Raw genomic sequence first — 13,641 nt, 5'->3', positions numbered from 1 at the left:
TTGTCTTCGATAACTCTTCCGTGATTCAAGCACCTCCCCCTGTTGCTGCTCCCTTGTGAAGATCTACGATTCGGCGCACTGCACTGCTGGCATCTACACCCCGACCTGCTCTTTTCCTCACCGAATACTCACATCGACTGGAGTTCCCGTGGACTCAGCACCAGAGAACGAAAGGTCCTCGCCGACGAACGGCACGGACTACGCGCAGGTGCAGCAGAGCGCGGAGTTCGGAGAGCTGCGCAGCACTTTCCGGTCATTCGCCTTTCCGCTGACCCTCGGCTTCATCGCCTGGTACCTGCTGTACGTGCTGCTGTCGAACTACGCCGGCGGGTTCATGGCGACCAAGGTCGTCGGCAACATCAACGTCGCCTTCGTCCTGGGACTCGCCCAGTTCCTGACCACCTTCCTCATCGCCTGGTGGTACTCCCGTCACGCCTCGGCCAAGCTCGACCCCAAGGGCGAGGCCATCAAGAACCGTCTGGACGGTGAAGCATGAGCCTCACGCACTCGCTGGCCTCGGCTCAGGGGCAGGTGCATCTCGCGGCCGAGGGAGCAAGCCAGCACCGCACTCTGATCGTCACGCTCTTCACTCTCTTCGTGCTGCTCACGCTCGGCATCACGGTCTGGGCCGGACGAAGGACGAAGGACGCCACCGACTTCTACGCGGGCGGCCGTCAGTTCAGCGGTCTCCAGAACGGTCTGGCGATCTCCGGCGACTACATGTCGGCGGCGTCGTTCCTCGGCATCGCGGGCGCCATCGCCCTGTCCGGTTACGACGGCTTCCTCTACTCCATCGGCTTCCTGGTGGCCTGGCTGGTCGCGCTGGTGCTCGTCGCCGAGCCCCTGCGCAACTCCGGCCGCTACACGATGGGCGACGTACTGGCGTTCCGGATGCGGCAGCGTCCCGTCCGTACGGCCGCCGGCATCTCGACGATCATCGTCTCGATCTTCTACCTGCTGGCCCAGATGGTCGGCGCGGGCGCGCTCGTCGCCCTGCTGCTGGGCATCACCGGCGACACGGGCAAGAACCTGATCGTCGTCCTGGTCGGCGTCGTCATGGTCCTCTACGTGACGATCGGCGGCATGAAGGGCACCACCTGGGTGCAGATGATCAAGGCGTGCCTGCTCATCGGCGGCACGCTCATCGTCACCGTGCTGGTGTTCCACAAGTTCAACTACAACCTCTCCAGCCTTCTCGGCGCCGCGGCCGAGAACAGCGGCAAGGGCGCGGCCTTCCTGGAGCCGGGTCTGAAGTACGGGGTGACGACGACTTCGAAGATCGACTTCATCTCGCTCGGCCTCGCGCTGGTGCTCGGCACCGCCGGTCTGCCGCACATCCTGATCCGCTTCTACACCGTCCCGACGGCCAAGGCCGCCCGTAAGTCGGTGAATTGGGCCATCGGCATCATCGGCGTCTTCTACCTGATGACCATCGCGCTGGGCTTCGGCGCCGCCGCGCTGCTCTCGCAGAAGACGATCACCGGGTCCGACCCCGCGGGCAACACCGCGGCACCGCTGCTCGCCCAGGAGATCGGCGGCGGCGCGGACTCCACCGGAGGTGCGATCCTGCTCGCGATGATCTCGGCCGTCGCCTTCGCGACCATCCTGGCGGTGGTGGCGGGACTGACGCTCGCCTCGTCGTCGTCGTTCGCGCACGACCTGTACGCGAACGTGATCCGCAAGGGCAAGGCGACCGACAAGGAGGAGGTCAGCGCGGCGCGGATCTCCTCGGTGGTCATCGGCGCGGTGGCGATCGGCCTCGGCATCTTCGCCGGGGGACTGAACGTCGCGGGCCTCGTGGCGCTCGCCTTCGCGGTGGCAGCCTCGGCGAACCTGCCGACGATCCTCTACAGCCTGTTCTGGAAGCGGTTCACCACCCAGGGCGCCCTGTGGTCGATCTACGGCGGTCTCATCTCGTCGGTGGTGCTGGTGCTCTTCTCGCCCGTCGTCACCGGCGCGGAGACCTCGATGTTCCCGGACGCGGACATCGCCGTCTTCCCGCTCTCCAACCCGGGCCTGATCTCGATTCCGCTGGGCTTCCTGCTCGGCTGGCTCGGTTCCGTGGTGTCCAAGGAGGACAGCGCGGTCGAGAAGCACGCGGAGCTGGAGGTGCGTTCGCTCACGGGGCACGGCGCGCTCTGACGCGGCGAGTCCGACGGGACGTCATCGGATTCAACGATCTGTTGAATGTCGGTGGCGTCCCGTACGCTGCGAAGCATCGGCACAACCGCGGGAGGGCCGCCAGCAATGCTGCTCGACACATACGGCAGGGTCGCCACCGACTTGCGCGTCTCGCTGACCGACCGCTGCAATCTGCGGTGCACCTACTGCATGCCCGAGGAAGGGCTCCAGTGGCTGGCCAAGCCGGAGTTGCTCACCGACGACGAGATCGTCCGCCTCGTCCGCATCGCCGTCAGCGAACTCGGCGTCGAGGAAGTCCGGTTCACCGGCGGCGAGCCGCTGCTCCGGCCCGGCCTCGTCGGCATCGTCGAGCGCTGCGCCGACCTTCCTAAGCGCCCCCGCCTCTCCCTCACCACGAACGGAATCGGCCTGGAGCGTACGGCAGTCGCCCTGCGCGACGCCGGTCTCGACCGGGTCAACGTCTCGCTGGACACGCTCGATCCGGAAGTCTTCCGGAAGATGACGCGCCGCAAGCGCCATGCCGACGTGCTGCGCGGACTCGCCGCCGCACAGGAGGCCGGGCTCACCCCGGTAAAGGTCAACTCCGTCCTGATGCCCGGGCTCAACGACACCGAGGCGCCCGACCTCCTCGCCTGGGCCATGGACGAGGGCTACGAGCTGCGCTTCATCGAGCAGATGCCGCTCGACCCCCAGCACGGCTGGCAGCGCGACGGCATGATCACCGCCGGGGACATCCTGGAGTCGCTGCGCACCCGCTTCACCCTCACGCCGGAGGGCGAGGAGCAGCGCGGCTCCGCCCCCGCCGAGCGCTGGACCGTCGACGGCGGGCCGCACCGTGTGGGCGTCATCGCCTCGGTCACCCGGCCCTTCTGCCGGGCCTGCGACCGTACGAGGCTGACGGCCGACGGACAGGTGCGCACCTGCCTGTTCGCCACCGAGGAGTCCGATCTGCGCGGGGCGCTCCGCTCGGGCGCGGAGGACGGCGAGATCGCCGCGCGTTGGCGCCTGGCGATGTGGGGCAAGAAGGCGGGCGCCGGCATCGACGACCCGTCCTTCGTTCAGCCCGACCGTCCGATGTCAGCCATCGGAGGCTGACGGCCGGGGCCGTCCGCCGTTCTCCTCCCACTCGCTGAGCCGTACGACGTCCTTCAGGAAGCCCCTCACGTTCAGGAAGGACGAGAGGTGCTCCCGGTGTTCGTCGCACGCCAGCCATGTCTTACGGCGCTCTGGTGTGTGCAGCTTGGGGTTGTTCCAGGCCAGCACCCACACCGCGGGCGCACGGCAGCCCTTGGCTGAGCAGATCGGGACCTCGTCGCCCGTGGCGCCCGCCGGTGACTGCGACTCAGGCGGCTGCGAAGGGGAGTTGGGAGAAGACGAAGAAGACACGGCCCCTATCCAACACCCGGGGCCGGACGACAAGCGACGCCGGGCAGCCACGGGGGGAGCCGCCCGGCGTCGGTCTGTCGCTCCGACGGGGGATGCGGAGCGCTTATGAAGTATGGCACGGGGACACCCTCGAGGTGCAGCCGAACAACATGATTGATCTGAGCTTTTCTTGAGCTTTTACCGCGCGGGCCGCCGCGAGAGGCTCAACTACGGTCGCCCGGCTGCCCGTCGGGGCTCTGCCCACTGGGTTCCGGTCGTGCGTCCGAAGCCGTGAGGGCCGGCCGCGTGTGCGTGGGCACGAAGGCCGAAGGCATCGAAGTCGGGTTCTCCCGGCCCGCGTTGGCGACGACCACCGCCACGTACGGCAGCAAGGCGCCCACTACGAGAGTCACAACGGCCAACGGACGCTCGACGTTCCACAGGATCACGGTCAGCAGCACAGAGACCGTGCGGATCAGCATCGAGATCACATAGCGCCGCTGCCTGCCCCGTACGTCGTCGGCCAGAGACTGCCGGGCGCCGGTGATCTGGAAGACCTCGGCCTCACGCCGCTTCCGCATCGCTCTCACCACCCAACCCGGAGGCCTGGTCGCCCGGCCGTGCGCCAGGGTTCCGGCTTCTTCAACCGTACGCCCCGACTCGGACGGGTTCGAGACCGGGCGGCCCGATCGAGCGGACCGGGCGGTCTGCGACGGGGCCCGTACGGGCTACTCCGCAATGCGCCGTAGGCCCCGCGGGGCCAAGCTGACGGCGCACGGTGCACCGCACACACAGCGCGGCGCGAGGACACGGAGGTCCGATGAACTGGTTGTGGGCGATCATCGTGGGGCTGGTGCTGGGCGTCCTCGCCCGCGCGATCCTTCCGGGCAGGCAGGCGATCCCGCTCTGGCTGACGGTGATCCTCGGTCTCCTCGGGGCCGTGCTCGGCAACGCCGTCTCCAGTTGGGCCGGTGTGGAGACCACCGAAGGCTTCGACTGGATCCGCCACGGGCTCCAACTCGGCGGCGCCCTCCTGCTGGTGGCGCTCGGCACACCGCTGTGGGCGAGCATCAGGGGGAAGAACCGGGCGAGGGGGCAGCGGGCCCGTATGTGACGGCTGGCCGGACCGGCGCGCCGTCCATGGTCTCCGCCCCCACGCCCTTCCGGGCTCGCCCTGACGATCCTCGCGTCTCAGCGGCCCTCGCGTCTCAGCGCCCCCTGGGGCAAAGACCCGGGCCTCACAGCTCCTCGGGCCTCACAGACCCTCGATCTGCGCGATCTTGCGGCCTGCCTTGAGGTACACCGTCCCGGCGACGCCTGCTTCATTCAGCTTCTCGGGCACCACCTCGGCGAGCGGCCGCAGCGCGTCCGCCTCCGGCAGAACGACGGCGTGCTGCTCGCCGCCCTCGGCGGGCTCGATCACGAGGCGCAGCCCGTTCTGCTTGGCGATGCGCCGCGCGGCCGAGGCGCTCGGGGTGAACTCCAGCACCTTCGTGAGGATCGCCGCGATCCCTTCTGCACCGTGCTCGCCGACGTCCACGACCGGCAGCGTCTCGACGTCCGCGAAGGACTTCTTCGAGAACTGCGCCGTGAAGTGCGCACGTGCCGAGTGCGCGGCCTCCGCGCCGTGCAGCGCCATGACGACCTCGCCCGCGAGGACCTTCTTCAGATCCATCGGGTGCAGCGTCTTCGCCTCCACGCGGGCTACGGCCTGGTCGATCTCCGCGTCCGTCCACTCGGTCCAGGCACGCAGGTACGGCGCCGTCAGCCGGTCCGGAATCGACATGACCTTGCCGTACACGTCGTCGGCGCCGGCGGTCAGGCTGATGTAGTTGTCCTTCGACTTCGACATCTTCGCGCCCGAGCCGTCCGTGCCCTCGATCAGCGGCATGGTGGCGATCATCTGCGGGCGCTGGCCGTGCAGTTCCATCAGCCGACGGCCCATCTGCATGTTCAACAACTGGTCCACGCCGCCGAGTTCGATGTCGCAGTCGAGTTCGACGGAGTCGAGCGCCATCGCCACCGGGTAGATCAGCTCGGACATCGTCAGCCCGGAGCCCTGTGCGAGCCGGTTGCGGAAGTCCTCGCGCTGAAGCAGCGCCGACGCCGGCACCTGGGCGAGCAGGGTGATCAGCCGGGCGAAGCCGATCTCGCCCAGCCAGTCGCTGTTGTTGCGGAAGCTGACGTTCTCGAAGTCGAAGAACGGCCGCACCTGGTCCTGGTACCCGGAGAGGTTCCTGGCGATGTCCTCGTCCGTCAGCGCGGGCCGTTCCGCCGTACGCCCCGACGGGTCGCCGATCTTCGCCGTGAAGTCGCCGATGATCAGCGTGACATCGTGCCCCATGCGCTGGAAGCGGCTGAGGATGATGACCGGCACCGCATGCCCGAGGTGCACGTCGGCGGCGGTCGGGTCGATGCCGAGCTTCACATGGAGGCCCTTGCCCTCGGCCTGCTTCGCCTCGATGGCCTCGGCGAGCTTCCCCACCGACGGCAGCACCTCCACCGCCCGCGCACCGATCAGCGCGGCCTGCTCCTTCGCGGGCAGATCACTCAGATCCAGATAGCGGCGCGACCCCGTCTCCGCGAGCAGTCGCTCGACGGTGGTGTCGGAGGAGAGGTCCTGGGCCAGCAGCCGGCTGGCGCGCTGTACGGAGTCGCCGAGGCGTGTCACGTTCTGTCCTGGTGATGAGGAGCGGATCGTTGTCGCCGCAGAGTCTATTGGTCTCCGGCGGGCCACCGGCGTCGGCCGTGGTCTGCCGCGCGGGCACCGGGAGGTGCGCCGCCGTCGGCATCGGGGCGGCATCGGCACCGTCACCGTCACCGGCATCCGCGTCGCCATCGGCCCCTGCGTACGTACGTATCCGCCGGGACCGCGCACGTACGTCCACGCGGAGAGCCCGTGCACGCCCGCAACTGTGGAGACCCGACAGGAGCCCGCGCGGCCCCCTGTCACAGCCCGATTCCCTGATTCGCGCCTTGCGCGTATAGCTTTCGTAGGGACAGACAACATCGGCCGCCCTCTCTCGTGGCGCACGCGAACAGCGCGGAGAACGGCGCCCAGACCGCAGAAAGGGTGGTCCGACCTTGAGCCGCTCGGTACTCGTCACGGGAGGCAACCGCGGCATCGGCCTCGCCATCGCACGGGCCTTCGCCGAAGCGGGGGACGACGTCGCCGTCACCTACCGTACGGGAGAGCCCCCCAAGGAACTCGCGGATCTCGGCTGCCTCGCGGTCAGGTGCGACATCACCGATCCCGAACAGGTGGAGAGGGCCTACAAGGAGATCGAGGAGAAGCAGGGCCCGGTGGAGGTGCTCGTCGCCAACGCCGGTGTCACCCGCGACCAGTTGCTGCTGCGGATGTCCGAGGAGGACTTCGCCACGGTCCTGGAGACCAACCTCACCGGCACCTTCCGGGTGGTCAAGCGGGCCACCAAGCGCATGCTGCGCGCCCGCAGCGGCCGCATCGTGCTGATCTCCTCGGTCGTCGGGCTGCTCGGTTCCGCGGGACAGTCCAACTACGCGGCCTCCAAGGCCGGGCTCGTCGGCTTCGCGCGGTCGCTCGCCCGTGAGTTGGGCTCCCGTAACATCACCTGCAATGTGATCGCGCCGGGCTTCGTCGACACCGACATGACGAAGGTGCTCAGCGACGAGCAGCGCGCGAACATCGTCGAGCAGGTGCCGCTGGGCCGCTATGCCCAGCCGGAGGAGGTCGCCGCCTCCGTCCGTTTCCTCGCCTCGGACGAGGCCGCGTACATCACCGGAGCCGTCATTCCCGTCGACGGCGGATTGGGCATGGGTCACTGAGAAGATGAGCGGAATCCTCGCAGGCAAGCGCATCCTCGTCACGGGCGTACTGACGGAGGGGTCGATCGCCTTCCATGCGGCGAAGATCGCGCAGGAGGAGGGCGCGGAGGTCGTGCTCACGGGCTACGGCCGGCTGACCCTGGTGCAGCGCATCGCCAAGCGCCTCCCGAAGGAGGCGCCCGTGATCGAGCTGGACGTCACCGACCAGGAGCATCTGGACTCCCTCGCCGGGAAGATCGGCGAACACCTGGGGGAGGGCGCGGGGCTCGACGGCATCGTGCACTCCATCGCCTTCGGGCCGCAGGGCGCGTTCAACTTCCTGGAGGCGAGCTGGGAGGACGTCGGCACGGCCGTACAGGTCTCCGCGTACTCGCTCAAGTCGCTGACCATGGCCTGCCTTCCGCTGATGCCGCGCGGCGGCTCGGTCGTGGGCCTGACCTTCGACGCGCAGATCGCATGGCCGAAGTACGACTGGATGGGCGTGGCCAAGGCGGCCCTTGAGTCCACCAACCGCTATCTGGCCCGCGACCTGGGCGCGCGGAACGTGCGCTGCAACCTCGTCTCGGCCGGTCCCATCAAGTCGATGGCCGCCAAGTCCATCCGGGGCTTCGAGGAGTTGGCCGACGTGTGGAACCACCGGGCCCCCATCGGCTGGGACTTGGCCGACCCGGACCCGGCGGGACGCGGAGTCGTCGGGCTGCTGTCCGACTTCTTCCCGAAGACGACGGGAGAGATCGTGCACGTCGACGGCGGCGTGCACATGATGGGCGCGTAGCGCGGGCCTGTCGTACGGGAGCGGGGCGGCCCGAACGCGGGTCCCGCCCCGCCGGGGTGAGACTCCGACTCCCCGTGTTCCGTGGGGAGTTCGGGCGGATTTTCCGAACTCCGCCACGGAACGAGGGACACGGGGTCTACGAGGCCTGCGGGGTCTGCGGCGCCCGGGGGCTCCTCGCGCTCCGCGTGCCGGTTTCCGTGCCGGTCTCCGCGCCGCCCGGATCAGTACCGCAGCGCCACTCCTGAGTGTGGGAGGCGGCCTCCCTCGCCGCCTCCTCCGCGTCGCCCGCACGGATGGCATCGATCAGCCGCGCATGGTCCATGTGCGCCTCGGGACGCAGCTCGTCGCCGATGTCGAGCCGCAGGAAGTCCCGCATCACCTCGCCGAGGTCGGCGTACACGGCCGTCAGCACGTCGTTGTGCGACGCCGCGAGCACACCCAGATGAAGTGAGGCGTCGGCCTCCACGAAGCGTTCCGCGTCGCCCGACTCCCAGGCGGACTCGCGTCGTTCGAGCAGCGCGCCGAGCTGCGCGAGATCCTGCTCCGTGCGCCGCTGGGCAGCGAGCCGCGCCCCTGTGGTCTCCAACGCCCCGCGCATCTCGGCGACATGGTGCGGGTCGGCGTCCGCGAAGCGTCTGTGCATGACCCCTGCCAGCTCGCTGGTCGCCACGACGTAGGTGCCCGAGCCCTGCCGGATGTCCAGCAGCCCGTTGTGTGCGAGCGCGCGCACGGCCTCACGCACCGTGTTGCGCGCCACCCCCAGCTCCTCCACCAGCTCCGGCTCCGTGGGGATACGTGTGCCCACCGGCCACTCGCCCGTGGTGATCTGCGTACGCAGCGCCGCGATCACCTGGTCGGCGAGGGCGGAGCGCTGCGGCGAGGAGAGGGTCATCTGAAACTCCTGGGGCAGTCCGGCCGACCGGCGGTTCGGGGGTCCGGCAGTCCGGCGGGTCGGCGGTACGAGTCAGGTCGTAGGGGTCGGGTGGCACTGGCAGGCGGTACGGGCCGGGTGGCACGGACCCGGGTCGTACGGGCCGGATGGTAAGGGCAGGGAACGGCCGGGACCGTCCGGTGCGGCAACTCGCCGTATCCGCAAGGGAGTCGGTGAGCGCCTGGTGAGGTGCGGCGCCGGACCGTCACGACGGGTTCTCCGGCAGGGAGGGACCAGTTAGAGTCTATTCATCCCATGATTCTATGATGGGGCGCATGGTGATGACGGACGACGGCCTGAAGCGCAACCAACGCGATGCGAAGTCCCGGGCCCACGGGACCTGCGGGGCTCCGGGGGGTCCCGGGACCTCTTCGCGCGGTGACGGCGGCGGCAACGGCAACGGCCTGCCCAGGGCCGACGCCGCTGCCGTAGAGGCGCGCGCCCCGCGCTGGGCGGTGCGCGTGATCGCCGTCGGGCTCGTACTGGCCGCGCTGAATCTGCGTCCCGCCATCGCCGCCCTCGGCCCGCTGCTGAAGGAAGTACGCAACGACCTCGGCATGAGCGGTGCCGTGGCGGGCCTGCTGACCTCCGTGCCCGCCCTGTGCTTCGCCGTCTTCGGAAGCCTGGCGCCCCGGCTCGCGCGCCGCCGCGGCCCCGTCCCCGTCGTACTCGTCGGGATGGTCACGATCACCGCCGGTCTCGCGCTGCGGCCTCTGGCGGGCGGCACGGCGTTCTTCGTCGCCGCGAGCGCCCTCGCGCTCGCCGGTATCGCCGTGAGCAATGTGCTGATGCCGGTGGTGGTCAAGCGCTGGTTCCCCACCAGGGTCGGTTCGATGACGGGCCTGTACTCGATGGGCCTTGCGCTGGGCACATCGTGCGCGGCGGCCGTCACCGTGCCCATGACCGGGGCGCTGGGCGGCAGTTGGCGTGCCGGGCTCGGCGCGTGGGCACTGCTCGGGGTGCTCGCGATGCTGCCGTGGGCGGTGGTGCTGAAGGACCCCTACAGCCGCCGAGTCGAACCGCGCACGGCGCCCGTACGCGAGACGCGGACGAAGACCGAGACAGAGGCAGCCACGGGGACGGAGACGGAACCGGCGGCCGAACCGGCGGCCAAGTCGCCTGCCGGGGCGAAGAGTTCGGCGCGGGACACCACGCGCATACGCATCGGCACGTCGCCCACCGCGTGGGCGCTCGGCGTCTTCTTCGGGCTACAGGCGTCCGCCGCGTACATCATCATGGGCTGGCTGCCGCAGATCTTCCGCGACGCCGGGGTATCCGCCTCCTCGGCCGGTCTGATGCTCGCCGTCACCATGGGGATGGGCGTGCCGCTGGCGTTCGTGGTGCCGCGGCTTGCGGCCCGTATGCGGCACCAGGGCCCGCTCGTCGTCGCCCTCGGGCTGTGCGGACTGACCGGCTACGCGGGGCTGTGGCTGGCTCCCGCCGCGGGCGCCTGGCTGTGGGCGCTGCTGCTGGGAGTCGCCAACTGCGCGTTCCCGGTGGCACTTACGATGATCGGCCTTCGCTCGCGTACCAGCGCGGGCGTGGTCAAGCTCTCCGCGTTCGCGCAGAGCACCGGCTATCTGCTCTCCATCCCCGGGCCCCTGCTCGTAGGCGTCCTGCACGATGCCGCGGGCGGCTGGCACGTACCGCTGCTGCTGATGACGGCGCTGCTGCTGGCGCAGACCGTGACGGGCGTACTGGCCGGGCGGGACCGAGTGATCGAGGACGACCGCAAGGTGCGAGACTGAGCGCATGCCAGTGCTCGAACCCGATCCGAAGAACGGGCAGAAGAAGCTGCTCCTCATCCTCGCCGCGATCTTCGGCATCATGATCGTCGTCGGAATCGTCGCGACCATCGCGGCACCCTGAACGCTCCGACGCCGTGCACCCGAGTCGGGGCGGCTCCTCAACGGGCCGCGGCGGCAAGGGCGGTGGCGTCCCGGCGGTGTTCTCCCGGCACGGGGTGGTGCTGACCCCACCACCCCTAGGGGGGCTGAGTCAGGGGTAAGTGGGTGGATCACCGGATGGGGAGCCCGGCCCCGGTTCCGTAGCGTCGTATCGACGCCGACGAACCACGGATCAGGGAGACGAGCCCCATGACCACGACCCGGGCCCGCAGCCGACGTCCCGCCTCCGCGTCCGCGTCCTCGCGCCGGCGCCTTCCGCACGGGCCGGGACGTGCGCGACTTCCCTGGTGGGCCGCCGCGATGCCGGTGCTCGCGTTCGTAGTGCTGCTGTCGCTGCTGCTCGGCTCGGAGGCGAACGCCGCACAGCAGCAGGCCGGTGACTACGGGGGAGCGGTGGTCGTCGCGGTGCTGGAGCGTGTGGCCCAGGCGCTGCTGGGCTGAGGCGGAGCGGGTTGCACGGCCCCGGAGCGGGGCGGACATCGGGGCTGCGGCGGGGCGGACGTAGAACCCGGGGCAGCGCATGCGCGGGGCCCGTCGCGGCGCGAAGATATGGACGGAGAGCTTCCGGTACGAGGGGAACACCTGTCCCCGCCTGCCGCTGAGCTCTGTCAACACCCTCCGTCCGGCACCGCTTTTCGTGCGAAGCTGGAGAACATGAGCGTCGAAGTGCCCCGCAGTATCGTCCTTGTCCGGCACGCCAAGGCCGACTGGCCGGATGTGGCAGATCACGAACGGCCCCTCGCGGACCGTGGCCGCAAGGACGCCCCGGCGGTCGGTGAGTGGCTCGCCACGCATGGCATCGCCCCCGGACTGACCCTCTGCTCGACAGCCGTCCGCACCCGGGAGACCTGGAAACTGGCGGCCCCCCGCCTCCCGCAACGACCGAAGACCGTCTACGAGGAGCGTCTGTACGAAGCCTCTCCCGGCGAGATCATCGCCGTGCTCAACGGGGTGTCCGACGAGGTCCACGATCTGCTCGTCATCGGTCACAACCCCGGAATCCAGGGCGTCGCGGAGACTCTCACCGCCGACGCCAAGGGCGACTCGCTGGAGCGCATGACGCGCAACGGCTTCCCCACCTCGACGGTCGCGGTGCTGCGCTTCGACGGCTCGTGGAAGTCCGTCGAGCCCGGCGTCGCGACGCTCACCGACTACTGGGAGCCGCACGAGCCCCCGGAGTGACCGCGTCCGGGCAGGGCGGCAGATCTCCCTGCGGATCGCTCGTTACGCGCGTCCCCAGGTGATCCCTACGCGAACCGTCCCGGCTTCCCTGCGCCGACTCCCGTGGCCCCGGCCCGAATTGAAGCCGGGGCCACCGGCCTGTCCGGGCTCCTCGCACCGCCGCTCGCCCCTCCGGCGCACGCCGGAGAGCGCTGACGCTCAGCCCTCGACCGTGCAGTCCGCCGCCTCGACCTCTTCGCGCGTCACGCCGAGCAGATACAGAACGGTGTCGAGGAACGGCACGTTGACCGCCGTGTGCGCTGCCTCGCGCACCACGGGCTTGGCGTTGAACGCCACGCCGAGACCTGCTGTGTTGAGCATGCCGAGGTCGTTGGCGCCGTCGCCGATCGCGACGGTCTGCGCCAGCGGTACGCCCGCCTCGGAGGCGAACCGGCGCAGCAGCCGCGCCTTGCCCTCCCGGTCGACGATGTCGCCCGTGACGCGGCCGGTGAACTTGCCGTCCGCCACCTCCAGGGTGTTCGCCGCGGCGAAGTCGAGGCCCAGCTCCTCCTGTAGCGCGTCGGTGACCTGCGTGAACCCGCCCGAGACGATGCCCACTTGGTAGCCGAGACGCTTGAGGGTACGTACGAGAGTGCGTGCGCCCGGCGTGAGCCGTACGTCCTTGCGCACCTTCTCCACGACCGATACGTCCAGCCCCTCCAGCAGCGCCACCCGCGCGTGCAGCGACTGCTCGAAGTCCAGCTCGCCGCGCATCGCCTTCGCGGTGACCTCGGCGACCTCGTCCTCACATCCGGCGTGTGCGGCGAAGAGTTCGATCACCTCGTCCTGGATGAGCGTCGAGTCGACGTCCATCACGACCAGCCGCTGCGCCCTGCGCTGAAGGCCCGAGGCGACCACGGCGATGTCCACGCCGTGCTTGGCCGCCTCCAGCGCGAGGGCGGTGCGCAGCGTGGGCGTCTCCGCACCGGAGACGTCGAACTCCACAGCGGTCACGGGGTATTTGGCGAGCCGGAAGATACGGTCGATGTTCCCGCCGGTGGCGGTGATGCTGGCGGCGATCGTGGCGGTGGAGCCCGCGGTGAGCGGCTGCCCGAGCACGGTCACGTGTGAACGGCCGGTACCCCGCGGCTGGTTGTCGCCCGTACCGGAGATGATCTCGGCCTCGAGGCCCATCGACTCGGCCCAGCCGTGGACGGTGGCCCGCAGCTCGCCCTCGCTCGCGGTGGACTGGGCGGCGGCTTCGCCCGGTCCCGCTCCTGGTGCGGTGACCAGGGCGCATAGCGTTATGCGACCGCGGGTCACTAGCTGTTCGATGTCGACGACCTCCACGGCGAAGGCGGCGAGGGTCTCGAACAGTCCGGCCGTGATGCCGGGCCGGTCCCTTCCGAAGATCTTCACCAGGAGGGTGGGGATGTCGGCGTACGAGGGCGGAATGGCCGGCGATGTGGTCATGGTGTGTCCAACGGTATCGCTGCGGGGCGTGGGACACCCTCCGGGGGCTCCCGGCAGGCGGGAAGCTCTCCGCAGGGCCCTGT

General features: G+C 69.8%; 15 protein-coding genes. 10 read left to right on the top strand and 5 right to left on the bottom strand.

The window, feature by feature from the left end:
• The first annotated feature begins 148 nt into the window (after positions 1-148).
• The 3 genes from MMA15_RS03790 to moaA all read left to right on the top strand — a co-directional run bounded on the left by MMA15_RS03790 (position 149) and on the right by moaA (position 3,237).
• Positions 149-496, top strand: a complete 348-nt coding sequence (locus tag MMA15_RS03790) for a DUF485 domain-containing protein (RefSeq protein WP_241057504.1) — start codon at positions 149-151, stop codon at positions 494-496.
• Entirely contained in the window at positions 493-2,142 is a 1,650-nt protein-coding gene (locus MMA15_RS03785) for a monocarboxylic acid transporter (protein ID WP_241057503.1), read from the top strand. Before MMA15_RS03790 ends, MMA15_RS03785 begins: the two co-directional genes overlap by 4 nt.
• A gap of 105 nt (positions 2,143-2,247) precedes the next feature.
• The gene (moaA, locus tag MMA15_RS03780) at positions 2,248-3,237 is read left to right on the top strand and encodes a GTP 3',8-cyclase MoaA (RefSeq protein WP_241057502.1); all 990 of its coding nucleotides are present in this window, start codon (positions 2,248-2,250) and stop codon (positions 3,235-3,237) included.
• Here the strand turns inward: moaA and MMA15_RS03775 are convergent.
• On the bottom strand, positions 3,220-3,528 hold the full coding sequence (locus tag MMA15_RS03775) for a hypothetical protein (RefSeq protein WP_372498170.1): 309 nt from the start codon (positions 3,526-3,528) through the stop codon (positions 3,220-3,222). The two genes, moaA and MMA15_RS03775, sit on opposite strands and share 18 nt — an antisense overlap.
• Before the next feature lie 203 nt (positions 3,529-3,731).
• The gene (locus tag MMA15_RS03770; RefSeq protein WP_241057499.1) at positions 3,732-4,088 is read right to left on the bottom strand and encodes a DUF3099 domain-containing protein; all 357 of its coding nucleotides are present in this window, start codon (positions 4,086-4,088) and stop codon (positions 3,732-3,734) included.
• 239 nt (positions 4,089-4,327) lie between these two features.
• On the opposite strand from MMA15_RS03770, the gene MMA15_RS03765 reads away from it, so the two are divergent.
• Positions 4,328-4,621 carry a GlsB/YeaQ/YmgE family stress response membrane protein gene (locus MMA15_RS03765; protein WP_241057496.1) on the top strand — a complete coding sequence of 98 codons (294 nt, stop codon included), beginning with the start codon at positions 4,328-4,330 and terminating at the stop codon, positions 4,619-4,621.
• A gap of 141 nt (positions 4,622-4,762) precedes the next feature.
• Here the strand turns inward: MMA15_RS03765 and tyrS are convergent, their stop codons facing one another.
• The gene (gene tyrS, locus MMA15_RS03760; RefSeq protein WP_241057495.1) at positions 4,763-6,178 is read right to left on the bottom strand and encodes a tyrosine--tRNA ligase; all 1,416 of its coding nucleotides are present in this window, start codon (positions 6,176-6,178) and stop codon (positions 4,763-4,765) included.
• A gap of 413 nt (positions 6,179-6,591) precedes the next feature.
• Here tyrS and fabG point away from each other — a divergent pair, with 413 nt between their 5' ends.
• On the top strand, positions 6,592-7,311 hold the full coding sequence (gene fabG / locus MMA15_RS03755) for a 3-oxoacyl-[acyl-carrier-protein] reductase (RefSeq protein ID WP_241057494.1): 720 nt from the start codon (positions 6,592-6,594) through the stop codon (positions 7,309-7,311).
• Positions 7,312-7,315: 4 nt separating this feature from the next.
• Positions 7,316-8,086, top strand: coding sequence for an enoyl-ACP reductase FabI (gene fabI / locus MMA15_RS03750; protein ID WP_241057493.1), 771 nt, complete (start codon positions 7,316-7,318; stop codon positions 8,084-8,086).
• A 136-nt stretch (positions 8,087-8,222) separates the two neighbouring features.
• Here fabI and MMA15_RS03745 read toward each other — a convergent pair whose 3' ends face one another.
• Positions 8,223-8,978: a FadR/GntR family transcriptional regulator gene (locus MMA15_RS03745; protein ID WP_241057492.1), complete on the bottom strand. Its 756-nt coding sequence runs from the start codon at positions 8,976-8,978 to the stop codon at positions 8,223-8,225.
• Between the two features lie 320 nt (positions 8,979-9,298).
• Between MMA15_RS03745 and MMA15_RS03740 the strand changes: the two genes are divergently transcribed.
• The 4 genes from MMA15_RS03740 to MMA15_RS03730 all read left to right on the top strand — a co-directional run bounded on the left by MMA15_RS03740 (position 9,299) and on the right by MMA15_RS03730 (position 12,106).
• Positions 9,299-10,765, top strand: a complete 1,467-nt coding sequence (locus tag MMA15_RS03740; protein ID WP_372498316.1) for a CynX/NimT family MFS transporter — start codon at positions 9,299-9,301, stop codon at positions 10,763-10,765.
• A gap of 4 nt (positions 10,766-10,769) precedes the next feature.
• Positions 10,770-10,886, top strand: coding sequence for an SGM_5486 family transporter-associated protein (locus MMA15_RS27780; RefSeq protein WP_277400005.1), 117 nt, complete (start codon positions 10,770-10,772; stop codon positions 10,884-10,886).
• 227 nt (positions 10,887-11,113) lie between these two features.
• Positions 11,114-11,365, top strand: coding sequence for a hypothetical protein (locus MMA15_RS03735; protein WP_241057489.1), 252 nt, complete (start codon positions 11,114-11,116; stop codon positions 11,363-11,365).
• A 213-nt stretch (positions 11,366-11,578) separates the two neighbouring features.
• The gene (locus tag MMA15_RS03730) at positions 11,579-12,106 is read left to right on the top strand and encodes a SixA phosphatase family protein (RefSeq protein ID WP_241057487.1); all 528 of its coding nucleotides are present in this window, start codon (positions 11,579-11,581) and stop codon (positions 12,104-12,106) included.
• 198 nt (positions 12,107-12,304) lie between these two features.
• Here MMA15_RS03730 and serB read toward each other — a convergent pair whose 3' ends face one another.
• Complete coding sequence (serB, locus tag MMA15_RS03725) at positions 12,305-13,558, bottom strand: phosphoserine phosphatase SerB (protein ID WP_241057485.1); 1,254 nt, start codon at positions 13,556-13,558, stop codon at positions 12,305-12,307.
• Positions 13,559-13,641 lie beyond the last annotated feature (83 nt).

The organism is Streptomyces marispadix (assembly GCF_022524345.1).
GTDB lineage: Bacteria > Actinomycetota > Actinomycetes > Streptomycetales > Streptomycetaceae > Streptomyces > Streptomyces marispadix.
Note: the sequence above shows the minus strand (reverse complement) of the source record. Positions and strands in the feature narration are given on the sequence as shown.

Bases quoted from the DNA above. Each gene is read 5' to 3' on its own strand.
- MMA15_RS03785 (WP_241057503.1), top strand. From the start codon at position 493: ATGAGCCTCACGCACTCGCTGGCCTCGGCTCAGGGGCAGGTGCATCTC.
- moaA (WP_241057502.1), top strand. From the start codon at position 2,248: ATGCTGCTCGACACATACGGCAGGGTCGCCACCGACTTGCGCGTCTCG.
- MMA15_RS03770 (WP_241057499.1), bottom strand. From the start codon at position 4,088: ATGCGGAAGCGGCGTGAGGCCGAGGTCTTCCAGATCACCGGCGCCCGG.
- MMA15_RS03765 (WP_241057496.1), top strand. From the start codon at position 4,328: ATGAACTGGTTGTGGGCGATCATCGTGGGGCTGGTGCTGGGCGTCCTC.
- fabI (WP_241057493.1), top strand. From the start codon at position 7,316: ATGAGCGGAATCCTCGCAGGCAAGCGCATCCTCGTCACGGGCGTACTG.
- MMA15_RS03745 (WP_241057492.1), bottom strand. From the start codon at position 8,978: ATGACCCTCTCCTCGCCGCAGCGCTCCGCCCTCGCCGACCAGGTGATC.
- MMA15_RS03740 (WP_372498316.1), top strand. From the start codon at position 9,299: ATGACGGACGACGGCCTGAAGCGCAACCAACGCGATGCGAAGTCCCGG.
- MMA15_RS27780 (WP_277400005.1), top strand. From the start codon at position 10,770: ATGCCAGTGCTCGAACCCGATCCGAAGAACGGGCAGAAGAAGCTGCTC.
- MMA15_RS03735 (WP_241057489.1), top strand. From the start codon at position 11,114: ATGACCACGACCCGGGCCCGCAGCCGACGTCCCGCCTCCGCGTCCGCG.
- MMA15_RS03730 (WP_241057487.1), top strand. From the start codon at position 11,579: ATGAGCGTCGAAGTGCCCCGCAGTATCGTCCTTGTCCGGCACGCCAAG.
- serB (WP_241057485.1), bottom strand. From the start codon at position 13,558: ATGACCACATCGCCGGCCATTCCGCCCTCGTACGCCGACATCCCCACC.